The sequence below is a fragment of the Pseudomonas purpurea genome (genome assembly GCF_039908635.1).
Taxonomy (GTDB): domain Bacteria; phylum Pseudomonadota; class Gammaproteobacteria; order Pseudomonadales; family Pseudomonadaceae; genus Aquipseudomonas; species Aquipseudomonas purpurea.
In genome coordinates this window covers 1,295,235-1,318,698 of sequence record NZ_CP150918.1, presented here as the reverse complement: position 1 = coordinate 1,318,698, position 23,464 = coordinate 1,295,235, and the positions used below count along the sequence as shown (strand labels likewise).

Sequence of the window (23,464 nt, the reverse complement as noted above, 5' to 3'; positions counted from 1 at the left end):
CTAATCTCTATCTCAATAAGACAAGGTCGGGCCCCCAGTCACCGGGAGCACCATGGCCATACAAGAAAAGAGACCTCGAAAAATGACTGGCGCGCAGACTCCGTTGTTCACCGCATTACTGATCGATGGTGAATTGGTTGCAGGCCAGGGCTTTGTCGAGCCGATCCTCAACCCCGCCACCGGGGAAGTGCTGACCCACATTGCCGAGGCCAGCACCGAGCAGGTCGAGGCCGCCATTCTCGCCGCCCACCGTGCGTTTGCCGGTTGGTCGCGCACCACGCCGCAGCAACGCTCGAACATCCTGCTGGCCATCGCCAATGCCGTGGAGAAACACGCCGACCTCCTTGCCCGCCTCGAATCGCTGAACTGTGGCAAGCCCTTGCACCTCGCCCGCCAGGATGACTTGAGCGCCACCGTCGATGTGTTCCGGTTCTTTGCCGGCGCCGTGCGCTGCCAGACCGGCCAGCTCAGCGGCGAATACCTGCCGGGCTACACCAGCATGGTCCGCCGCGACCCGATTGGCGTGGTCGCCTCGATTGCACCGTGGAACTACCCGATCATGATGGCCGCGTGGAAAATCGCCCCGGCCCTCGCCGCCGGCAACACGCTGGTGTTCAAGCCCTCCGAGCACACGCCACTGTCTATCCTTGCCCTGGCACCGGCGCTGGCCGAGATTCTGCCGCGCGGGGTGATCAACATCATTTGCGGCGGCGGTGAAGGCGTCGGCAGCCATTTGGTCAGCCACCCGAAAGTGCGCATGGTCTCGCTGACCGGCGACATCGTCACCGGGCAGAAAATCCTCCAGGCCGCCGCCAAGACCCTCAAACGCACACACCTGGAACTGGGTGGCAAAGCCCCGGTGATTGTCTGCAATGACGCCGATCTTCAAGCGGTGGTCGAAGGCGTACGCAGTTACGGCTACTACAACGCCGGGCAAGATTGCACCGCCGCATGCCGCATCTATGCCCAGGCTGGCATTCACGACAAATTGGTCGCGGACCTCGGTGCGGCGGTCAGCAGCCTGCGTTTTGCCGGTAAGCGCGACGCCGACAATGAGATTGGTCCGCTGATCAGCTCCCGCCAACGCGACCGCGTAGCCAGTTTTGTCGAGCGCGCCCTCGGCCAGCCGCACATCGAACGGGTGACCGGCGCCGCCGTGCATTCCGGTGCCGGTTTTTATTACCAACCGACCCTGTTGGCCGGTTGCAAGCAGGGCGATGAAATCGTCCAGCGCGAAGTGTTCGGACCAGTGGTCACCGTGACCCGTTTCGATGAACTGGAACACGCGGTGGACTGGGCCAACGACTCGGAATACGGCCTGGCCTCCTCGGTCTGGACCCAGAACCTGGACAAGGCCATGCAGGTCGCGGCGCGGTTGCAATACGGCTGCACCTGGATCAACAGCCATTTCATGCTGGTCAGCGAAATGCCCCACGGCGGTTTGAAGCGCTCGGGATATGGCAAAGACTTATCCAGTGATTCGCTCCAGGACTACAGCGTGGTGCGACACATCATGGCGCGCCACGGCAATGACCTGAAATAACGGAACTAAGCTAATAAAAAGCCTAAAAGGCCTGCGTCATCACGTTCAAAACTGCCCCGACCATAATTAAAGAAGAGGGAAACCCCATGTTCGTGCACAAGACCGCACTGCTCAGTGCAATCACCACCGCGTTGCTGGCCAGCGCCAGCATTCAGGCCGCCGAACCGCTCAAAACCGTGGGTGCCGGCGAAGGTCAGCTGGATATCGTGGCGTGGCCGGGCTACATCGAACGTGGCGAGAGCGACAAGAGTTACGACTGGGTGACCGGTTTCGAGAAAGAAACCGGCTGCAAGGTCAGCGTCAAAACGGCCGCCACCTCGGACGAGATGGTCAGCCTGATGGCCAAGGGCGGTTACGACCTGGTCACCGCGTCCGGCGACGCCTCGCTGCGGTTGATCGTCGGCAAGCGTGTGCAGCCGATCAATACGTCACTGATCCCGAATTGGAAAAACATCGACCCGCGCCTCAAGGACGGGCCGTGGTACGTGGTCAACAAGCAGGTGTATGGCACGCCTTATCAGTGGGGCCCGAACGTGCTGATGTACAACACCAACGTGTTCAAAACTGCGCCCACCAGTTGGAGCGTGGTGTTCGACCCGCAAAACCTGCCGGACGGCAAAGCCAACAAGGGTCGCGTGCAGGCCTATGACGGCCCGATCTACATCGCCGACGCGGCGCTGTACCTCAAGTCGATCAAGCCGGAACTGGGCATCCAGAACCCCTACGAACTGACCGAAACCCAGTACAAGGCCGTGCTCGACCTGTTGCGCGCCCAGCAACCGTTGATCCACCGCTACTGGCATGACGCAACCGTGCAAATGAGCGACTTCAAGAACGAAGGCGTCGCGGCCTCCAGTACCTGGGGCTACATGGTCAACGGCCTGCAAGCCGACAAGCAGCCCGTGGCCTCGACCATCCCGAAAGAAGGCGTCACGGGTTGGGCCGACACCACCATGCTGCACGCCGAGGCCAAGCACCCGAACTGCGCCTACAAGTGGATGGACTGGTCGCTGCAACCCAAAGTCCAGGGCGACGTAGCGGCCTGGTTCGGCTCGCTGCCAGCGGTGCCGGCAGCCTGTAAGGGCAGCGAACTGCTGGGCGCCGAAGGCTGCAAGACCAACGGGTTCGACCAGTTCGACAAGATCGCCTTCTGGAAAACCCCGCAGGCCGAGGGCGGCAAATTCGTGCCGTACAGCCGCTGGACCCAGGATTACATCGCGATCATGGGCGGTAGATAACACACCGGTCCCCTGTGGTGATGGGCTTTTGTGGCGAGGGGGCTTGCCCCCGTTGGGTGGCGAAGCCGCCCCAGAGTCAGCCACCGCGGTTTACCCGGTAAACCGCGTTCTCCGTTTCAGGGCTGCTACGCAGCCCAACGGGGGCAAGCCCCCTCGCCACAGTGAGCATCTCAGCCACAAAAGCTCACTAGCCCATCGATCACGATTCAGCTTTTTCAGAAGTCCAGGCCGGGCCGCTGCGACGACCCTCGCCTTTTTGGAGCACCGCACCATGACGCTTGCAGTCCAGTTCACCAACGTTTCCCGTCAGTTCGGCGAAGTGAAAGCCGTAGACCGGGTTTCCATCGACATTCAGGACGGCGAGTTCTTTTCCATGCTCGGCCCTTCCGGCTCGGGCAAAACCACCTGCCTGCGGCTGATCGCCGGTTTCGAACAGCCGAGCGCCGGTTCGATCCGCATTCACGGTGCCGAAGCGGCCGGTTTACCGCCCTACCAGCGCGACGTGAACACCGTGTTCCAGGATTACGCGTTGTTCCCGCACATGAACGTGCGTGACAACGTCGCTTACGGTTTGAAGGTCAAGGGTGTCGGCAAAACCGAGCGCCTCAAGCGCGCCATCGATGCCCTCGACATGGTCGCCCTCGGCGGTTACGGCGAGCGTAAACCCGTGCAACTGTCCGGCGGCCAGCGCCAGCGCGTGGCCCTGGCTCGCGCGTTGGTCAATCGTCCACGGGTGTTGCTGCTCGATGAACCCTTGGGCGCACTCGACTTGAAGCTGCGCGAACAGATGCAAAGCGAGCTTAAGAAGCTCCAGCGCCAGCTCGGCATCACGTTCATCTTCGTCACCCACGACCAGACCGAAGCGCTGTCGATGTCCGACCGCGTGGCGGTGTTCAACAAGGGTCGCATCGAACAGGTCGACACCCCGCGCAACCTGTACATGAAACCCGCCACCACCTTCGTTGCCGAGTTCGTCGGCACCTCCAACGTGATTCGCGGTGATCTGGCGCAACAACTGAGCGGCCACCCACAGCCGTTTTCGATCCGCCCGGAACACGTGCGTTTCGCCGAAGGCCCCAAGGCCAGCCATGAAATCGAAGTCAGCGGCCTGCTCCACGATATTCAGTATCAGGGCAGCGCCACGCGTTATGAGATGAAGCTTGAAAACGGCCAGACGCTGAACATCAGCCAGGCCAACAACCAATGGCTGGACATCAGCGCCCAGCATCAAACCGGCCAGCGCATCAGCGCGCGCTGGGCTCGCGAGGCGATGATCCCGTTGCACGACACCGTTGCGGGCGGGGTGTGAGATGAACACCTTGGCCATGACTCGAACCCCGGCCGGCGGCTCGCCGCTGCGCCGGTTTTCCAACCTGCTGTATCGTCGGCCCAACCTGTACCTGGCGATGCTGCTGGTGCCGCCGCTGATCTGGTTCGGAGCGATCTATCTGGGCTCGTTGCTGACACTGCTGTGGCAGGGTTTCTACACCTTCGACGACTTCACCATGTCGGTTACGCCAGAGCTGACCCTGGCGAACTTCGCGGCACTGTTCAACCCGTCGAACTTCGACATCATCCTGCGTACCTTGAGCATGGCCATCGTGGTGTCGATTGCCAGCGCCATCGTCGCGTTCCCCATTGCCTACTACATGGCGCGCTACACCACCGGCAAGACCAAGGCGTTTTTCTATATCGCGGTGATGATGCCGATGTGGGCCAGTTACATCGTCAAGGCTTATGCCTGGACGCTGCTGCTGGCCAAGGGCGGCGTGGCGCAATGGTTCGTCCAGCACCTGGGGCTGGAGCCGGTGTTGCAGTTCGTGCTGGGGATTCCGGGCGTGGGCGGCAGCACATTGTCGACCTCCCACCTGGGGCGTTTCATGGTGTTCGTCTACATCTGGCTGCCGTTCATGATCCTGCCGATTCAGGCGTCACTGGAGCGTTTGCCACCGTCCTTGCTGCAAGCGTCCGCGGACCTGGGCGCCAAGCCACGGCAGACCTTCATGCAGGTGATTCTACCGCTGACGGTCCCCGGCATTGCGGCAGGCTCGATCTTCACCTTCTCGCTGACCCTCGGTGACTTCATCGTGCCGCAACTGATCGGCCCCGCCAGGCTACTTCGTTGGCAGCATGGTGTACGCCCAGCAAGGCGCCATCGGCAACATGCCGATGGCCGCGGCCTTCACGCTGGTGCCGATCGTGCTGATCGCCATTTACCTGTCCATCGTCAAACGCCTGGGGGCCTTCGATGCGCTCTGATTCAAGAAAAAAAGAGTCGGTAAAACAAGGCGATTCAGCGTCCCTTGGCCTGAAAATCGCAGCCTGGGGCGGGTTGGTGTTCCTGCACTTCCCGATCCTGATCATTTTCATGTACGCCTTCAACACCGAAGACGCGGCGTTCAGCTTCCCGCCCCAGGGTTTCACCCTGAAGTGGTTCAGCGTGGCGTTCTCGCGGCCCGACGTGCTGGAAGCGATCAAGCTGTCGGCAGAGATCGCCGCCATCGCCACCGTGATTGCCATGGTCCTGGGCACCCTCGCATCGGCGGCGCTGTACCGGCGTGAGTTCTTCGGCAAACAGGGCATTTCGCTGATGCTGATCCTGCCGATTGCGCTGCCGGGGATCATCACCGGTATCGCGCTGCTGGCGACCTTCAAGACGTTGGGCATCGAGCCCGGAATGTTCACCATCATCGTCGGGCACGCGACCTTCTGCGTGGTGATCGTCTACAACAACGTCATCGCCCGGTTGCGCCGTACTTCGCACAGCCTGATCGAAGCGTCGATGGACCTGGGAGCCGACGGCTGGCAGACCTTCCGCTACATCGTCCTGCCGAACCTGGGCTCGGCGCTGCTGGCCGGCGGCATGCTGGCGTTTGCGCTGTCATTCGACGAAATCATCGTCACCACCTTCACTGCGGGCCACGAACGCACCTTGCCGCTGTGGCTGCTCAACCAGCTCAGCCGACCGCGCGATGTGCCGGTGACCAACGTGGTGGCGATGCTGGTGATGATCGTGACCATGCTGCCGATCCTCGGCGCCTATTACCTGACACGCGGCGGCGAAAGCGTCGCGGGCAGTGGCGGGAAATAACTTCGTAACTGACAACAACAATTCCTTGTGGGAGCGAGCCTGCTCGCGATGACTGACTGACATTCAACAGAGATGTCGACAGCAAGCTCGCTCCCACAAGGGCCGGTTCCAGCAGAAAAACAAGAACTGCTTCGAAGAGGACAAAAACCATGCAAACCAAACTCTTGATCAACGGCCAACTGGTCGCCGGCGAAGGCCCCGCCCAACCGGTGCTCAATCCTGCCCTGGGTCGTGTGCTGGTCGACATCAACGAAGCCAGCGAAGCCCAGGTCGACGCCGCCGTGCGCGCTGCCGATGCCGCGTTCGAAGGCTGGTCCCAGACCCCGCCGAAAGACCGCTCGCTACTGCTGCTCAAACTCGCCGACGCCATCCAGGCCCATGGCGAAGAGTTGGCCAAACTGGAATCGGACAACTGCGGCAAACCCTACAGCGCGGCGTTGCACGATGAGATCCCGGCGATTGCCGACGTGTTCCGTTTCTTCGCTGGCGCCAGCCGTTGCATGAGCGGCATGGCCGGTGGTGAGTACCTGCCGGGCCACACGTCGATGATTCGCCGCGACCCGGTGGGCGTGATCGCCTCCATCGCGCCGTGGAACTACCCGCTGATGATGGTCGCCTGGAAAATCGCCCCGGCCTTGGCAGCCGGTAATACCGTGGTGCTCAAGCCGTCGGAGCAAACCCCGCTGACCGCGCTGCGGCTGGCGGAACTGGCGTCGAAGATTTTCCCGGCAGGCGTGCTTAACCTGGTGTTCGGCCGTGGTCCTACGGTCGGTAACCCGCTGGTGACCCACCCGAAAGTGCGCATGGTGTCGCTGACCGGCTCCATCGCCACGGGCTCGCACATCATTTCCAGCACCGCTGACAGCGTCAAACGCCTGCACATGGAACTGGGCGGCAAAGCACCAGTGATCATCTTCGACGACGCCGACATCGACGCCGCCGTGGAAGGTATCCGCACCTTCGGCTTCTACAACGCCGGGCAAGATTGCACGGCCGCGTGCCGCATCTACGCGCAACAAGGCATCTACAAGAAATTCGTCGAAAAACTCGGAGCTGCCGTCAGCACCCTCAAGTACGGCTTGCAGGACGACCCTGCCACCGAACTCGGCCCGTTGATCACCGCCCAGCACCGCGATCGCGTGGCCGGTTTTGTCGAGCGTGCGATAGCACAACCGCACATCCGCTTGGTCACGGGCGGAAAAGCTGTGGAAGGCAATGGCTTCTTCTTCGAACCCACCGTGCTGGCGGACGCCCTGCAAGACGACGAGATCGTCCGCCGTGAGGTGTTCGGGCCGGTCGTGTCCGTGACTCAATTCGACGATGAAGCGCAGGTACTGGGTTGGGCCAACGATTCGGACTACGGCCTGGCGTCCTCGGTCTGGACCGCCGACGTCGGCCGCGCCCATCGACTCGCCGCCCGCTTGCAGTACGGCTGCACCTGGGTAAACACGCACTTCATGCTGGTCAGCGAAATGCCCCACGGCGGTCAGAAACTGTCCGGCTACGGCAAGGACATGTCCGCGTATGGGCTGGAGGACTACACCACCGTGCGGCACGTGATGTTCAAGCACTAGAAAAAGTATCGCAGGATCGTCGTCCGGGGTCTGTCGGTTAACATCGGCGCGCTGGTCGATGGTGTCACCTGGCCATGCACGCCGGATGCGGCGTGGTACATCAACTACGCCATGGTCCTGAGTACCGCCATCGTGATTGTCCTGGGGCTGCGCTACAGGTGGCTCGGGAAACCTTATGGCCATGGCAGCGCCTCTGACTCACGTTGAATCAGGGGCGACCTATAACAACAAGCAAGGATTGAACATGGACATCACCCGCCGCGACTTCCTCAACGGCGTCGCCATCAGCATTGCCGCCGGCATGACTCCCCTGCAACTGCTCCAGGGCCGCCCCCGACGGCCGCTACTACCCGCCAGCCCTCACCGGGCTGCGCGGCAGCCACGTTGGCGCCTTCGAGATCGCTCACCAGATGGGCTGGGAGAAAAAGACCTTCGACACCGATCACCTGCCCATCAGCGAAGAGTACGACCTGGTGGTGGTCGGCGGTGGCTTGAGCGGTCTGTCGGCGGCGTGGTTCTACCGTGAGAAACATCCGCAGGCACGCATCCTGATTCTGGAAAACCACGACGACTTTGGCGGCCACGCCAAGCGCAACGAATTCTCGGCCGGTGGACGGATGATCCTCGGCTACGGCGGCAGCGAGGCCTTCCAGTCGCCGAACCATCTCTACAGCAAGGAAGTGAACGGCCTGCTGAAAAAGCTCGGTGTCGACATCAAGCGCTTCGAGACGGCCTTCGACCGCCAGTTCTACCCAGGCCTGGGGCTTTCCCGTGCCGTGTTCTTCGACAAAGAGAACTTCGGCGAAGACAAACTGGTCACCGGCGACCCGACCCCGATGGTTGCCGACGACATTGCCCCGGACCAGTTGCACGCGCGCGCCATCGACGACTTCATCAACGATTTCCCGCTGCCGCCCTCCGACCGCGAAGCCCTGATTGCCCTGCACAAGGCGCCCCGGGATTACCTCGCGGGCAAGACCCTTGAAGAGAAAACCAGCCACCTGGAAAAAACCAGTTACCGGGATTTTCTGCTGAAGGACGTCGGGTTATCGGAAAGCGCGGTGAAGTACTTCCAGAGCCGGACCAACGACTTCATGGCCCTGAGCATTGACGCTGTGGCGGCGGCCGACGCCTACAACGTTGGTTTCCCGGGTTTCAGTGCGATGAATCTGAAACCGCTGAGCGAAGAAGCCAAGGCCGAAATGGATGAGCCCTACATCTATCACTTCCCTGATGGCAACGCGTCGCTGGCACGTTTGCTGGTACGCAGCCTGATCCCGGCCGTGGCGCCTGGGCACACCATGGACGACATCGTCCTGGCGCCATTCAACTACGCCAGGCTCGACCAGCCGAAAACCCCGGTGCGTATTCGTCTCAACAGCACGGCGGTCAGCGTGCGCAACGTCGGCACTGCCGTGAACATCGGCTACAGCCGTGGCGGACAGCTCAGTCAGGTGCGCGGTAAACACTGCATCATGGCCTGCTACAACATGATGATTCCGTACTTGCTGCGTGATTTGTCGACAGCGCAATCCCACGCCCTGAGCCAGAACGTGAAGTTCCCGCTGGTGTACACCAAAGTGGTGATTCGCAACTGGCAGTCGTTCCAGAAACTCGGCGTGCATGAGATCTACGCCGCCACCCAACCCTACAGCCGCATCAAGCTCGACTACCCGGTGAGCATGGGCGGTTACGACCATCCCAAGGACCCGAGCCAGCCGATTGGCCTGCACATGGTCTACGTGCCCACCAGCCCCAACAGCGGCATGAACGCTCGCGATCAGGCCCGCGCCGGCCGCGGCCGTTTGTACGGGCAAACGTTCGAAGTGCTCGAAGCGCAACTGCGTGACCAGTTACAGCGCATGCTCGGCCCCGGGTGGTTTTAATCAGGAGACCGACATTCTGGCGATCACTGTCAACCGCTGGTCCCACGGCTATGCGTATTTCTCCAACAGCCTGTACGACGATTCCGATGAGAGCGAAAAACTGATGAACCTGGCGCGTAAACCCGTAGGACGGGTCAGCATCGCCAACTCGGACGCGGCGTGGAGCGCCTACGCCCACGCAGCGATTGATGAAGCGTACAGGGCCGTCGCAGAAGTGAGCTAAGGCCCATCAACACCGCGCCCGAACGGAATCGGGCACGGTGTCGCGGTGGCGGTGATCTGGATAAGCGTCGCGAGTTACGGCACTATCCGCCGCTTGAACACTGCCACACCGCAAGGATGCGCCAATGCCCCCGCAACACCCCGCCCCAAAAACGGTGCCTGATGGTTTTCAGAGCAGCGTTTTCCCGCCCCCGCCGCTCATGAGCCGCGACACCCAGAACCGATTGTTTTCGGCGCTGTTGGTGCACCTGCTGGCGGTGCTGCTGTGGGTGGCGATCCAGTATTTTGGCGTTGGCCTTTACCAGTCGTGGTTTGGCGCAATCAAACGCGAGATCAGCCTGGGCATTCTGATGTGGACGTTGTTCTGGGTGTTTTGCCTGTTCAACCTGCTGATGGCGCTGATCCCCTACCTGAGTATCAAACTGACCCTGGTGGCCATCGAGTTGCTGCTCACCGTGTGGGGCTACTTTCCCCAGAACCCCATCCGCGGGTACATCTACAGCGCGTTGATCATCGTTCTGTCGGCAGGCGCCATCTACGGCGCCCGCGTGCTGCACCGCCATTGCACCGCCAGGGACCTGGCCTGTGGACTAAAAGAAGAGGTCCGTGATGAAACGTAGCGCACTGTGCCTTGGCCTGCTGCTGGGCGGCGCCGGCAACTGCCTGGCCATGGGCCTGGAAGAACAATTCAGTGGCCTGGCCACCTGCAGCATCGAAAATGTCTACCTCGACGCCGTCACCCTGAAACCTCGCGGCGAGTACTTCACCGAGCGCAACCTGGAACCGTGCCGCATGGATGAGGCTGCACATTACTGCCTCAGCGAACGCTTTCACGGGCTGAAGGTGAGCAGCATCGTCATCCCGTTTCGCGGGCCGTTTTCCGTCCATGGATTGTTCCTGAGCGCCAGCGTCGAGACGGTGCGCAAAACCCTCGGCCCAGACTACGACGGCGATGGCCTCAGCAAGCCGATCCTGGCCAAAGACCCGAAAAACCCTGAAGGCTCGATGTTGTACTGCGACCCGCAAAGTCAATAATTCGCCCACTCCTGAGTGATGGATCCCTCGATGAACCCGCTTTTTTCCTTCAACACCCTGCGCCTGAAGCTGTTCGGCCTGATGCTGTGCACGGCCGTGTCCACTCCGGCCCTGGCGGCGGAACCGGGCTGCCCGTCCGAGGATTTGCCGACCTTCGTCAAAGCCTTTTCCGTCAGCCCCGAGCTGCAAAAAACCTACACCGCCACGCCAGTGACCGAACAACGCGTGGCCTATGACGACAAGGCCTACCCGATCACCCTCCGCCACAAAGTGCTCGCGCTGAAACCCGGTGCCCTGGCATTGCTCGACTCCGAGGCGCAGGCCAAGGCCGGTTTGAAAACGTTCTGGGTCGACGATGTGACGCTGGTGGTCCACGACACACTGGGCGATGTCTTGCAGGCCTTCGTGTTCAAGAAAAACACCTGCTGGAACCTGGTGCGCTTCGAGGAGTGGTCGGTCGAAAGCCTGCTTAACGAGCACGTGCCGGCCAACGAAACAGCGCTGGAACGCGAAGTGCGCAAAGCCGATATCTATCAAGGCTATGGTTCGCGGGAAACCTATCTGCTGACCCAGTACTTCTTCGTGCTGGCCCAACTGATCGACTTGCACGCCGCTGAACAGGGCTCCAGCGAAGGGGCAACCAACGCGATCCGTCTGGGGTACTCCGGGATGTCACCCGAGATAGCGCCGGCGCTGATCGAAAAGCTGCTGCTGACCCACGCAGACAAGGACGAGACCGCAGCCGGCATGCTCTCGTATTTCTATTGCGATCGTGGCAACACCGAGCACCAAGGCCCTTGCCAGGACCCTGGCAAAGCCAATGAAACCCTGATCATGGCCATCAAAAAATTCGATTCGGGAGCGCTCTACGCCTCACTGGCTTACAACCTGATGGACGAAAATCGGGGCAAACCCGACATGCCTCGAGGGCTGGCCTGTCTTCAGGAAGCCGCAAAACGGGGGCACGATGAAAGCCTCGGCACACTCGCGCGCATGATCAAAATGAGTGACGTACCGCAACCGGGTGCAACCTGCCTCTGATCGACGCGTCCAGGCAATGACGCCAGCGGTGGGCCTGCGCCCACCGACTGGAGACACCAGAACGTCAAAACCGCGAAACGCTGCGCATCGCATCCACCAGATAACGCATGGCGATCCGGTCACTCTCCGACAACGCGCGGTACTGCTCCACCAACTTCAACTCTTCTGAGCTGAGGCGCCGCGTTCGGCGCGACATGCTCACGCCTGAAAAAAACCCCAGAAAACCGGTAATACCCTGCGCTTTTGCCATGGACGATGTTCCTCTGCTTGAAAACCAATACCTGCGCGACTGCATCGCCCTGCACACCGTTGAGCCACAACCGGAACACACCGCACTGTTGCTCAAGACACCGTTCCCCAAGGGCCAGGCCCGGTCTTGTTGCTAAGAATAGGAAGGTTTGAGCCGCCAGGAGCGTTATTTAGAGTAATTAGTCAAAAATATAAAAACGCTTATTTGAATCGCCCCACTTGCCAGACCGAGCCTGAGCGGCTTAAGTTGAGTGACCACTCAATTAATAAATAAAATCCCATGCGCCCGATCAACCCTCAACAACGTGAACTCAAACGCGCCGCCCTGCTGGATGCCGCTTCCCGGTGTTTTGCCCAGGCCGGTTTCGTCGCCACGCGCACGGCCGACATTTGTGCCGCTGCCGGAATGAGCGCGGGCAACCTGTTTCATTACTTCAGCAGCAAGCACGAACTGTTGCTGGCGCTGGTCGCGCGCGAAGGTGAGGACATTCGTCAGGCCATGGCCGCGCTGGCCGAGGCCGCCGACCCGATGGCGGCGCTGAAGGTGTTTATCGATGAGGTCTGTCAGTTGGCCTGCGACCATCACTACGCCGGCCTGGCCCTGGAGATTTCCGCGCTGGGGCATCGCGATGAGGCCGTGGCGCGGCTGGTCAAAGCCAATGACCTGGCGCTGCGCGAAGGCCTCACCGCACTGGTGCGCGCCGCCGACACGGCCGGGCAATTGCGCACCCAACTGAGCCCTGAACAAGCGGCCACCTGGCTGGCCACTCTGATCGACGGCATGTTCGCCCGGGTTGCCGCCGACCCGGACTTCCACCCCGAAACCCAGGCCGATGTCCTGCAAGGCCTGGTGATTCATCTTCTGCAAGGATGCGCCCGATGACCGTCATTGCTCCTGCAATCCCCTCGGCCAACGCCACCAAGGCCAGGCTGGAACACGTCAATGCCCTGCGCGGGTTTGCCCTGTTCGGCATTCTGGCGGTGAATATCTGGGCGTTCGCCGACCCCTTCTACGGCACCGAAGCCACCAGCCGATTTTATGACCATGGGCTGGATCGCTTCATCCACCTGCTGACCTCGACGCTTTTAGAAACCAAGTTCTACCTGCTGTTTTCCTTTCTGTTCGGCTACAGCTTCACCCTGCAAATGGCCTCGGCCGAACGCGCCGGCGCAGCCTTCGTGCCGCGCATGCTGCGCCGTCAGGTGACCTTGCTGGTGATCGGTGTGCTCCACGGCCTGCTGCTGTTCCACGGCGAGATTCTGTCGATCTACGCCCTGCTCGGTCTGGTCCTGCTGCTGGGCCGTCACCTGAAACCGCGCACGGCAGTGGTCATTGCGTCGGGCCTGACACTCACCGCATGCAGCCTGTTGATCGCCCTCGGGGGGTTGACCATGGCCAGCGGCGACGTGTTCGATAACCTGATATTGAACAGCAACCCGGCGCTGACCGCCTTCCACGCCGGCCCACTGAGCACGCTGGCCTACCATGTCGAGCAACTGGTTCCCACGCAGTTGTTCCTCTGGCTGATTCAGGGGCCGAGCGCGTTGGCCATGTTCCTGTTCGGCTACGCGGCCGGTCGGCGACTGTGGCTGGTCGAACCCTACGGGTTTGCCGCCTATGAGCCACTGCTGTTGAAGATTGCACTGCCACTCGGGCTGAGTGGGGCGCTGTTTTATGGACTGGTCGCGGTAGTGGCACCGGGCGGTGGCCTGGAGTTGCTGGCCTTCGGCGTCGGCGAACTGACCGCGCCGCTGCTGGCGGCGACCTATGCGCTACTGATGCTGCGGTGGTTTCGAACGCCGGGCGGTCAGCGACTGTCGGCGCGTCTGGCGCCCATGGGCCGGATGTCCCTGAGTAACTACATCCTGCAATCGCTGATACTCGGCCTGCTGTTCAGCGGCTACGGGTTACGGCTGATGAATGAACTGCCGTCCCTGATCGTGGTGTTGCTGGTGGCGCTGATCTTCATCCTGCAACTGTGGATAAGTGCCCACTGGATGCGCCGCCATCAATACGGGCCGATGGAGTGGCTGCTGCGCTCGGCCACCCTGTTGACCTGGCCCAACTGGCGTCGGGCCGCTACCCCAGGCTGAAGTGCAGGTGAACATCCTTCGGGGTTTTACGCACAATGCAAGGGAATCATTTTGCCAGTTATTTCGAACCCTTTATCTTATCGGGCATCTGTTTAGAATCCGATGCGTTTGGCCGAGGGCTTGTCCGAACCTCCATTTTTGATTCGTCACGCCGCCAGGAACGCGGCGGGATCATCCACCACAGGTTGTCCCTATGCACCGCAGGAACTTGCTGAAAGCCTCCATGGCCATCGCAGCCTACACCGGCCTTTCGGCCACCGGACTGTTGGCCGCGCGCGCCTGGGCCGGGACCGGGACCGCCGACGGCGAAGCCCTGCCCTTCGACTTCGAGGCCTTGAAGGCCCAGGCCAAACAGCTGGCCGGCAAGCGTTACGTCGATACCAAGCAAGTGCTGCCGCCGACCCTGGCGAGCATGACGCCGCAGCATTTCAATGCCATCCAGTACGACGCCAACCATTCCCTGTGGAATGACCTGAACGGGCAACTCGACGTGCAGTTTTTCCACGTCGGCATGGGCTTCAAGCAACCGGTGCGCATGCACAGCGTTGACCCCAAGACCCGCCAGGCGCGGGAAGTGCACTTCCGCCCGCAGTTGTTCAACTACCAGAACACCAGCGTCGACACTTCCCAGCTCAAGGGTGACCTGGGGTTTGCCGGGTTCAAGCTGTTCAAGGCCCCGGAGCTGGACAAACACGACGTGGTGTCGTTCCTCGGCGCCAGCTATTTCCGCGCTGTGGATAACACCGGCCAGTACGGTCTGTCGGCCCGTGGCCTGGCCATCGACACCTACGCCAAAAAGCGCGAAGAGTTTCCGGATTTCACCCAGTTCTGGTTCGAAACGCCGGACAAGGACAGCACCCGTTTCGTGGTCTACGCCCTGCTCGACTCGCCAAGCGCGACCGGCGCTTACCGCTTTGATATCGACTGCCAGGCCACTCAGGTGGTGATGGCCATCGACGCCCACGTCAACGCACGCACGGCCATCGAGCAACTGGGCATCGCGCCGATGACCAGTATGTTCAGTTGCGGCACCCATGAGCGGCGCATGTGCGACACCATTCACCCGCAGATCCACGACTCGGATCGGCTGGCCATGTGGCGCGGCAACGGCGAGTGGATCTGCCGCCCGCTGAACAACCCGGCGACCTTGCAGTTCAACGCCTTCGCCGACAAGGACCCGAAAGGGTTTGGCCTGGTGCAGACCGACCATGAATTCGACAGTTATCAAGACACCGTCGACTGGTACAGCAAGCGCCCGAGCCTGTGGGTCGAACCGACCACCGCGTGGGGCGAAGGCTCCATCGACCTGCTGGAAATCCCGACCACGGGCGAAACCCTGGACAACATCGTGGCCTTCTGGACCCCGAAGCAACCGGTGGCCGCTGGCGACTCGCTGAACTACGGCTACAAACTCTACTGGAGCGCCCTGCCACCCGTCGGTACGCCGCTGGCGCGGGTCAACGCCACGCGTTCGGGCATGGGCGGTTTCACCGAGGGCTGGGCACCGGGCGAGCATTACCCGAAAGTCTGGGCACGGCGCTTTGCGGTGGACTTCACTGGCGGTGGCCTGGATCGGCTGCCATCAGGCACCGGCATCGAACCGGTGGTCACGGCGTCGAACGGCGAGGTCAAGGACTTCAACGTGCTGGTGCTCGATGACATCAAGGGTTATCGCATCACCTTCGACTGGTTCCCGACCAACGACAGCGTAGAACCGGTGGAACTGCGGCTGTTCATCCGCACCCATGACCGGACATTGAGCGAGACCTGGTTGTACCAGTACTTCCCGCCCGCGCCGGACAAGCGCAAATACCCCTGAGAGTTATACGGGGTCTGAAATGGCCCCTTCGCGGGCTTGCTCGCGAAGACGGCCGAACAGCCAACCAATATCCCGACGCAGAAACGCCAAAGCCCCGACCCACCTGGCCGGGGCATTTTGTTTTACAGCAACCTTCAATCACGCAAGTCGGACTCATGAATCGGCTGATCACGGCTCGTCGCCCGTTGATACTGCGCCGGCCAGATCGCTTTGCGCCCGCCCAGGTCATCGTCGGCGTGCAATGGCCAGTACGGATCACGCAACAACTCGCGGGCCAGCAGGATGATGTCGGCCTGACAGGTGCGCAGAATATGCTCGGCCTGCGCCGGCTCAGTGATCAACCCGACAGTGCCGGTGGCAATCCCCGATTCCTTGCGCACACGCTCGGCAAACCGCGTCTGGTAACCCGGCCCGGTGGGAATCTCGGCGTTTGCCGCCGTGCCGCCGGACGACACGTCGATCAGGTCCACCCCCAAGGCTTTCAGACGCCGCGCCAGTTCCACGGTTTCGTCCGGATTCCAGCCATCCTCGACCCAGTCCGTGGCCGATACGCGCACAAACAGGGGCAGCTCTTCCGGCCAGACCCCACGCACCGCTTCGGTGACTTGCAGCACCAGACGAATACGGTTTTCGAAAGAACCACCGTATTGATCGCGGCGCTGATTGCTCAACGGCGACAGGAACTGATGCAGCAGGTAACCGTGGGCGGCGTGGACTTCGACCACTTTGAAACCTGCGATCAGCGCACGTTTGGCCGACTCGACGAACGCCTGAATCAACTCGGCAATTTGCGCCTCGGTCAATTGCACGGGTGGTGTGTGTTCCGGGTCGAAAGCAATCGGTGAAGGGCCGACCGGGGTCCAGCCGCCATCCGCTGGTTTGACACTGCCGTGCTTGCCCAACCAAGGCCGGTGTGTGCTGGCCTTGCGCCCGGCATGGGCCAGTTGAATGCCGGCCACGGCGCCTTGGGCGGTGATAAAACGCGTGATGCGTTGCAACGGTTCGATCTGATCGTCGTTCCACAGGCCCAGGTCCTGGGCGGTGATTCGACCGTCGGCGGTGACGGCCGTGGCTTCGGTAAAAATCAACCCGGCGCCGCCCACGGCGCGGCTGCCGAGGTGCACCAGGTGCCAGTCGTTGGCCAACCCGTCGACACAGGAGTATTGGCACATCGGCGACACCGCGATGCGGTTGAGCAGGGTCAATTGGCGAAGGGTATAGGGTTCAAGCAGCAGACTCATGGGGCACCTCTCAAATCAGTGGGCAGGCTCCAGGGTTCTGTTTGAAAAGTCGACGAGTGACAGGAAAGGATGCAGCACCCGCCCCCGCGGGCAAAAATTCGACAAGACGTCACAAGGCCAATCAAGCAGTGTTTAGAGACTAGTCGACATCGGCGGATGAGGGAGGGTTCAAGAATTGAAACCCTCCAGATTTGGGGTTAGCGCGAACCTGTGGCGAGGGAGCTTGCTCCCGCTCGGCTGCGCAGCAGTCGTAAAACCATTCACCGATTTGCGTCAGACAAAACGCATTCAGGGCCGCTCCGCGCCCCAGCGGGAGCAAGCTCCCTCGCCACAAAAGGCTTAACGCGGTTCGATGTGGGCAATCATCAACTGCACCGTCTCGTTCCCACGGAACTCGTTGACGTCGAGTTTGTAGGCCAGTTCGACCCAACGAATGGTCGGGTTCGGCCAGACGTCACGGTCGATGCCGAAGGCGATCCCGTCGAGTTTCAGCGAGCCGCATTCGCTTTTCAGTACGACCTTGAGGTGACGCTCACCGACCACCCGCTGCTCGACCAACTGGAACACGCCGTGAAACAGTGGCTCGGGGAAGTGCTGGCCCCAGGGACCGGCATGGCGCAGGGCGCGGGCCAGTTCCAGGTGAAACTCTTCAACCGCCAGCGAACCGTCCGACTGCAAGCGCCCGGTCAGGTCGTCTTCACACAACTGGCGACGCACCTCGGTATCGAACGCCTCGGCGAACGCCGGGAAGTTCTGCTCCGGCAGCGACAACCCGGCCGCCATGGCGTGACCGCCAAACTTGCTGATCAGCGTCGGGTGTTTGGCGGCGACCGCATCCAGTGCATCGCGAATATGAAACCCCGGCACCGAGCGCGCCGAGCCTTTGAGCATGCCGTCACCGGCGTCGGCAAACGCGATGGTCGGGCGGTGGTAACGCTCTTTCAGGCGTGAGGCGAGAATCCCGATCACGCCCTGGTGCCAATCGGCGTCGAACAGGCACAGGCCGAACGGCATTGATTCCACCGGCAAATCCTTGAGCTGGGCCAGGGCTTCGCGCTGCATGCCTTGCTCGATGGATTTGCGGTCCTGGTTCAGTTCGTCCAGTTGCACCGCCATCTCCCGCGCCGAGGCCGGGTCTTCGCTGAGCAGGCATTCGATGCCCAGGCTCATATCGTCCAGACGCCCGGCAGCGTTCAACCGGGGGCCGAGGATGAACCCAAGGTCAGTGGAAGTGATGCGCGAAGGCTCCCGCTTGGCCACTTCAAGGATCGCCTTGAGCCCCGGCCGGGCGCGACCGGCACGGATTCGTTCAAGGCCCTGATGCACCAGAATGCGATTGTTGGCGTCCAGCGGCACAACGTCGGCAACGCTGCCGAGTGCCACCAGGTCCAGCAACTCGCCGATGTTCGGTTGTGGCGTGCGCTCATACCGGCCAAGGCTGCGCAACCGTGCGCGCAAGGCCATCAGCACGTAGAAGATCACCCCGACGCCCGCTAGCGCCTTGCTCGGAAACTCACAGCCAGGCTGGTTCGGATTGACGATGGCATCGGCTGCCGGCAATTCGTGGCCCGGCAAATGGTGGTCGGTCACCAGCACCGTCAGCCCGGCCTTTTTCGCCGCCGCCACGCCTTCGACGCTGGAGATGCCGTTGTCCACGGTAATCAGCAACTGCGGCTGGCGCTCGAGCGCCACCGCGACGATTTCCGGAGTCAGGCCGTAGCCGTACTCAAAGCGGTTGGGCACCAGATAATCGACGTGCGCCGCCCCGAGCAGACGCAAGCCCAGCAGGCCCACGGTACTGGCCGTGGCGCCGTCGGCATCGAAGTCGCCGACGATCAGAATCCGCTGGCGCTGATCCAGCGCCACCACCAGCAAATCCACCGCCGCCTCGATGCCCTTGAGCTGCTGATACGGAATCAAGCGCGCCAGGCTCTTGTCCAGTTCAGCCTCCGACTTTACCCCCCGCGCCGCATACAGACGGGTCAGCAACGGCGGCAAATCACCAAGAAACGGCAGGGTGGCGGGCAACAGACGAGGTTCGATACGCATGGGGCGGCAGCTACTTCCTTTAAAGAGGTGGAGCGAAACGGAACGGTGCAGGCACGCGGCGAAAAATCAGCCGCGCTCGCCGCTCAGCCATTGCAACTGGACTTCGTGCTGACCACGGTCGTCGGTGACGAAAATCGTCCCTTCGCTGATCATCACGTCCCACTTGATGACGCGGGGCATGTCCTTGGCCAGGGTTTCCAGCACGTCCTGAGGCACGGCGGCGATGTGCACGTTTTTCAGATTTTTGATCGCCGGGATCACTTTGGTTTCCCAGACGCGCAGGCTGCCGTAAGCCAGCAGGCTGGTGCGTTCGGTGCGACGCGAGCACCAGGTCAGGCGATCGGCGTCGGGTTGGCCGACTTCGATCCAGTGCAGGACACGGTCGTCCAGGCTTTTTTCCCACAGGGCTGGCTCATCCACGTCCGACAGACCGCGACCGAAAGACAGCTGCTCGTTGTACCAAAAGGCGTAGGCCAGCAACCGTACGGTCATGCGCTCTTCGGTTTCCGAAGGGTGACGGGCGATGGTCTGCTTCACGCTCTCGTAGACACTGCGGTCAAGGTCGGTGAGGTTCAGTTCAAACTTGTAGGTGGTGGACGGCTGTGCCATGTGTGGGCTTCTTGGTTATGCGAAAAGTCGGCAAGTCTAACCCGAAACCCGTCGCCCTGCCCGACCGCTGACCGCCGGCCCGGCCTGCCAAAACTCGAAAAGTCCGGCCCTTGAGGGTTGCCAGGTTGGCCCCGGACCTTTATAAACCCCGCGCGGTTCAGGCGGCGCGCGACGTGTAGGCCAGCCCGCGACCAACAGGAAAGGAAACCATGGAAGTAGTTGCAGGTAGTGTCATCGTCATCGCCGTATTGGCGGCCTATTTCTTTTATCGGCACAAAAAGGCCCTGGCCCTGCGCCTGACGCCGATGGAAGTCGCGCAGATCAACCGGGTCATGACGTTTGCCACGACCAGCCCGTTGCTCGCCCTTGAAGTGGCCCAACGCCTGGACGGCCATGCCCGACAACAGGCCCTGCAATGCGTCGCCCCGTCATTGGTCAGTGCCGGTCACCGTCAGGAAGGCTTGCAGGCCTTGGCCGAACTCAACAAAACCAACGCACCCGAAGCCCTCAAGGACGTCGTGCAAGTACTGCTCGACCAAGGTGATCACATCACCGCGCAGACCTTGCTGGACCAAAACGCCGCCCAGTGGCCAATCGACGGACATATCACCTACATCCAGCTTCAGATCGCCAAAGGCGAGACGGAGACGGCCCGCAAGACCCTGGAGATGGTCTGTAGCCTGCAAGAGTCTTCCGGGGTCGACATGCTGTCGAGCACCGACTGCCTGCGCATCGCGCCTTTGCAGCGTCAGTTCGGCATGACCAACGCTGCGGCCCTGAGCATCGCCTGGGCCTGGGCCACCTTGCAGGAGCCGGACGGAAGACGGCGACCGGACACGCTGAAGGCCACGATGCGCGAGTACTACGAACAGGACGGCAGCCCGCGGGTTATCGAACTGGCCCAGCAACTCGGTGAAGGCGACAAGGCTATCGCCGCCAGTGTTCTGTTCGAAGTCGGCGACCTGGAGTCGGCCTTCGTCCTGTTTGGCGAAGCCGGCCGGCACATGCTTTACGGCACCTACGAGGAACTGCTGAACCTTGCCCTCGACGCCAACCAGTTGGACAAGGCCTTGCGCCTGATCGATTTCGTGCCTGAATTCGAGAAGGACGAACTGCTGCTGAGCCTGATGAGCTGGCACGCGCAACGTAGCGAAACCCGCGAAGCCGAAACCTTGCTGAACACGCGAATCCAATCCCCCGAGCAGCGTCTGGAACTGCAACTCAGGCTGGTCAGGCTCAGCCACGAATGCCAACCACAGTGGAGCGCCACGTTACTGGCCCAGGCACCGCAACTGCTGGAACCGCTGCGCGGTGGGGAGAACGACGCCTGGTATCGCCTGCTGATCCTGGAAGCCCAGTTGCAAGCCCAGGCTTACCTGCCCGAGCTGCGTCGCGACAGCGGCCTGATCAGCCGTAACCTCGAGGAAATCGCGCAGCTCAACCAGGGCCTGAACCTGGAAGAAACACTGGATCGTTTCTGCGCCCAGGCCGCGCTGCTGCACCGGCTCGGCCAGAGCACCGCCGCCGTCCAGCGCCTGGACAGCCTGGTCGAGCAGCTCAAGGGCAGCGAAGACCCCGACAGGGATGAAATCGAACTGCAATACGACCTCGACCGCGTCGCGCTGGTCTACCTGGACATCGACCACCCCGCCCAAGCCATCGCCCTGCGGAACGAGTTGCGCGAACAAGAGGGATACGACTGCCATGAACTGTCCCAAGGCATCGTGCTCAACCATATCGGGCACCAGCGCTTCGCCGAAGCGATCAGTGCCCTCGACATCAGCGTGTTACTAGGCGGGAAAAACCTGCTGACGCCGCTGCACCAAGCCCTGCAACAGTTGCAGAAGCAGGCACCGGGCCGCGCTCGCGAAGTGCATGAACAACTGCTCGACACCCTGATCAACAGCCCGCTGACCCCACGCGTTTCGGCGTAACGCCGCCCCCACAGAAAGGGTCGCCCGACGGCCCTGCCACCTGCCGGCGCGCTGCCTCAGTCAGCGCCGCCCGGACCTGATACCGCCCCACAGGAAAGCATAATCATGGAAGTTTTTATCGGCTTGATTTTCATTATTGGCATGGTGGCGCTGTTTTTTGCGTTCTCCTCCAACAAGACCAATGACCTGGGCATCACCATGGACGAGGCCGCGCAGATCAACCGCGCCGCCAATCTCGCCGTCATCGAGCCGCAGGTTGCGCTGCAACTGGCCCAGCGCCTGAACGGCAACGCCCGACAACTGGGGCTGTTCCAGATGCCCGCCGCGCTGTTCAAGAAAGGCGATCAACAGCGCGCCCTGCAAGTGCTCGGCGAACTCGATGACACCTACAGGCCCATGGCACTGAACCGTCTGCTGGATACTCTGCTGGGCAAAAATGATGATGAGGCCGCCCTCGCCCTGCTGAAGAACCTCGGTGAACCGCTGCCGTCGGTGCCCTTGCTGCGCATTGCGCTGCTGCACGCCAGCGGTGAACAGGAACAGGCCCGTGAGCTGCTGGTGACGTTTGGCATCGCCCAGGAAAACCAGCTCGGCGAGAGGCTGTCGTCCAGCGAGACCCTGCGACTGGCCAGCCTGCAACGGCGTTTCGACCTGCGCGATGAAGCCGTTGCCAGTCTCATCCGAGCCTGGAACCTGCTGGTGCAGCAACCTTCGCCCTTCGGTGACAGTGTCGACATGGAGGCCGTGCTGCGCGGACACATCGAACTGGGCATGGCGTCACACCTCGACGAGCTGATCCAGCCGTTGTCCGGAGAAAACAAAACGGTCGGCGTGACCTTGCTGATGGAAATCGGCGCCTTCGACCGAGCCCTGGCCATGCTGGAAAACACCGATGATCCACAGACAGAGATCAGCTACCCGCGCCTGCTGGATCTGGCCTTGCACGCCCAACAGCCAGAATTTGCTCGACAGCTAGTCGAGCGGGCACCCGACCTTGACGCCTGCGACATGCTCCTGACCTTGCTCCGCTGGCACGCCGAGCGCGCAGAAACCGCCATCGCCGAGGCCACGCTGCTGGCCTGTGCAAATTCGACCGGCGCACGTATCTGGTGCCTGATCAGCCTCTGGGGCAGCTACCTCGACAGCCAGCCACAGTGGTGCGAGAGTCTGCTGCGCCAAGCCATGCAGGAACTCGACGGCATGCGCGACGACGAGCAATGGCCGTGGATGCGCCTGCTGGTGCTGGAGACGCAGCTACAGCTGCAGAGCAACCTGCCCGACCTGAGTCGTGACAGCTGGATGATCCGCACCAGCCTGGAAGAAATCGCCACCCTCACCGCGCAACTTGAGCCGGGCGAGCGGTTGATGAAGTCAGGCGTCCAGGTCAACCTGATGTACAACCTGGGGCAGCGTCAGGAAGCCACGGCCCTGCTCGACCAGACACTGCAACGGTTCGAAGATGAGCCGGCACTGGAGGCTGAGGACAAGCCCCGCTATCTGGCACACCTCGCCCTGAGTTACCTGCACATCGAACAGCCACACACCGCCACGCGCCTGCGTGATCGCGCAGCGCAGATGTCCGGCTACGTCGGTCACCTGTCACAGGCGCTGCTGGCCAGTCACATCCGGCACGAACGATTCGATGAGGCGATCGGCGAACTGGGCACGAACACCTTGTTCATCGATGAAAACCCGCTGCAACAACTGCATCAGGCGTTGGAAACCCTCGGCCAGCGCGACCCCGAGCAGGCCAGCGTCCTGCGCCGCAAACTGATTGACCGCGTCGGCGGGGATCAGGCCTGGGGCCAGCCCAGCGCAGCGTAAGCCACCCGGCAACAC

General features: G+C 61.8%; 18 protein-coding genes and 3 pseudogenes. 17 read left to right on the top strand and 4 right to left on the bottom strand.

Features of this window, described 5'->3' with window-relative positions:
* The first annotated feature begins 52 nt into the window (after positions 1-52).
* From AABM54_RS05840 to AABM54_RS05790, 11 genes and pseudogenes are all read left to right on the top strand, one after another.
* On the top strand, positions 53-1,543 hold the full coding sequence (locus AABM54_RS05840; RefSeq protein ID WP_347904362.1) for a gamma-aminobutyraldehyde dehydrogenase: 1,491 nt from the start codon (positions 53-55) through the stop codon (positions 1,541-1,543).
* 86 nt (positions 1,544-1,629) lie between these two features.
* A complete protein-coding gene (ydcS, locus tag AABM54_RS05835) occupies positions 1,630-2,781 on the top strand; it encodes a putative ABC transporter substrate-binding protein YdcS (protein WP_347904361.1) in 1,152 nt (383 codons plus the stop codon).
* A 271-nt stretch (positions 2,782-3,052) separates the two neighbouring features.
* On the top strand, positions 3,053-4,090 hold the full coding sequence (locus tag AABM54_RS05830; protein ID WP_347904360.1) for an ABC transporter ATP-binding protein: 1,038 nt from the start codon (positions 3,053-3,055) through the stop codon (positions 4,088-4,090).
* Between the two features lies 1 nt (position 4,091).
* A pseudogene (locus AABM54_RS05825) lies at positions 4,092-5,040 on the top strand (ABC transporter permease).
* Positions 5,030-5,872, top strand: a complete 843-nt coding sequence (locus AABM54_RS05820) for an ABC transporter permease (RefSeq protein ID WP_347904359.1) — start codon at positions 5,030-5,032, stop codon at positions 5,870-5,872. Before AABM54_RS05825 ends, AABM54_RS05820 begins: the two are co-directional and overlap by 11 nt.
* A 149-nt stretch (positions 5,873-6,021) precedes the next feature.
* A complete protein-coding gene (locus AABM54_RS05815; RefSeq protein WP_347904358.1) occupies positions 6,022-7,446 on the top strand; it encodes a gamma-aminobutyraldehyde dehydrogenase in 1,425 nt (474 codons plus the stop codon).
* Positions 7,447-7,473: 27 nt separating this feature from the next.
* Positions 7,474-7,653, top strand: a pseudogene (locus AABM54_RS05810) (amino acid permease); the annotation flags it as partial.
* A 37-nt stretch (positions 7,654-7,690) separates the two neighbouring features.
* Positions 7,691-9,555: pseudogene (locus AABM54_RS05805) on the top strand (NAD(P)-binding protein).
* Between the two features lie 124 nt (positions 9,556-9,679).
* Positions 9,680-10,174: a hypothetical protein gene (locus AABM54_RS05800; protein ID WP_347904357.1), complete on the top strand. Its 495-nt coding sequence runs from the start codon at positions 9,680-9,682 to the stop codon at positions 10,172-10,174.
* Positions 10,164-10,589, top strand: coding sequence for a hypothetical protein (locus AABM54_RS05795; protein WP_347904356.1), 426 nt, complete (start codon positions 10,164-10,166; stop codon positions 10,587-10,589). Before AABM54_RS05800 ends, AABM54_RS05795 begins: the two co-directional genes overlap by 11 nt.
* A 30-nt stretch (positions 10,590-10,619) precedes the next feature.
* Positions 10,620-11,630 carry a hypothetical protein gene (locus AABM54_RS05790; RefSeq protein ID WP_347904355.1) on the top strand — a complete coding sequence of 337 codons (1,011 nt, stop codon included), beginning with the start codon at positions 10,620-10,622 and terminating at the stop codon, positions 11,628-11,630.
* A 64-nt stretch (positions 11,631-11,694) separates the two neighbouring features.
* Here the strand turns inward: AABM54_RS05790 and AABM54_RS05785 are convergent, their stop codons facing one another.
* Positions 11,695-11,880 carry a hypothetical protein gene (locus AABM54_RS05785; protein WP_347904354.1) on the bottom strand — a complete coding sequence of 62 codons (186 nt, stop codon included), beginning with the start codon at positions 11,878-11,880 and terminating at the stop codon, positions 11,695-11,697.
* Here AABM54_RS05785 and AABM54_RS05780 point away from each other — a divergent pair.
* From AABM54_RS05780 to AABM54_RS05765, 4 genes are all read left to right on the top strand, one after another.
* Positions 11,879-12,016, top strand: a complete 138-nt coding sequence (locus tag AABM54_RS05780) for a hypothetical protein (protein ID WP_347904353.1) — start codon at positions 11,879-11,881, stop codon at positions 12,014-12,016. The genes AABM54_RS05785 and AABM54_RS05780 overlap by 2 nt on opposite strands.
* 143 nt (positions 12,017-12,159) lie before the next feature.
* Positions 12,160-12,762, top strand: coding sequence for a TetR/AcrR family transcriptional regulator (locus AABM54_RS05775; RefSeq protein WP_347904352.1), 603 nt, complete (start codon positions 12,160-12,162; stop codon positions 12,760-12,762).
* Complete coding sequence (locus tag AABM54_RS05770) at positions 12,759-13,973, top strand: DUF418 domain-containing protein (RefSeq protein WP_347904351.1); 1,215 nt, start codon at positions 12,759-12,761, stop codon at positions 13,971-13,973. The genes AABM54_RS05775 and AABM54_RS05770 overlap by 4 nt, the downstream gene beginning before the upstream one ends.
* A gap of 193 nt (positions 13,974-14,166) precedes the next feature.
* Positions 14,167-15,792: a glucan biosynthesis protein D gene (locus tag AABM54_RS05765; RefSeq protein WP_347904350.1), complete on the top strand. Its 1,626-nt coding sequence runs from the start codon at positions 14,167-14,169 to the stop codon at positions 15,790-15,792.
* 134 nt (positions 15,793-15,926) lie between these two features.
* Here the strand turns inward: AABM54_RS05765 and AABM54_RS05760 are convergent, their stop codons facing one another.
* The 3 genes from AABM54_RS05760 to AABM54_RS05750 all read right to left on the bottom strand — a co-directional run bounded on the left by AABM54_RS05760 (position 15,927) and on the right by AABM54_RS05750 (position 19,691).
* A complete protein-coding gene (locus tag AABM54_RS05760) occupies positions 15,927-17,033 on the bottom strand; it encodes an NADH:flavin oxidoreductase/NADH oxidase (protein ID WP_347904349.1) in 1,107 nt (368 codons plus the stop codon).
* Positions 17,034-17,372: 339 nt separating this feature from the next.
* Positions 17,373-19,082: a single-stranded-DNA-specific exonuclease RecJ gene (gene recJ, locus AABM54_RS05755; RefSeq protein ID WP_347904348.1), complete on the bottom strand. Its 1,710-nt coding sequence runs from the start codon at positions 19,080-19,082 to the stop codon at positions 17,373-17,375.
* Between the two features lie 66 nt (positions 19,083-19,148).
* Positions 19,149-19,691, bottom strand: a complete 543-nt coding sequence (locus AABM54_RS05750) for a YaeQ family protein (protein WP_008151638.1) — start codon at positions 19,689-19,691, stop codon at positions 19,149-19,151.
* Between the two features lie 209 nt (positions 19,692-19,900).
* Here AABM54_RS05750 and AABM54_RS05745 point away from each other — a divergent pair, with 209 nt between their 5' ends.
* Both AABM54_RS05745 and AABM54_RS05740 read left to right on the top strand, forming a co-directional pair.
* Positions 19,901-21,625 carry a hypothetical protein gene (locus AABM54_RS05745; RefSeq protein WP_347904347.1) on the top strand — a complete coding sequence of 575 codons (1,725 nt, stop codon included), beginning with the start codon at positions 19,901-19,903 and terminating at the stop codon, positions 21,623-21,625.
* Positions 21,626-21,730: 105 nt separating this feature from the next.
* A complete protein-coding gene (locus tag AABM54_RS05740) occupies positions 21,731-23,449 on the top strand; it encodes a hypothetical protein (RefSeq protein ID WP_347904346.1) in 1,719 nt (572 codons plus the stop codon).
* The last annotated feature ends 15 nt before the right edge of the window (positions 23,450-23,464 follow it).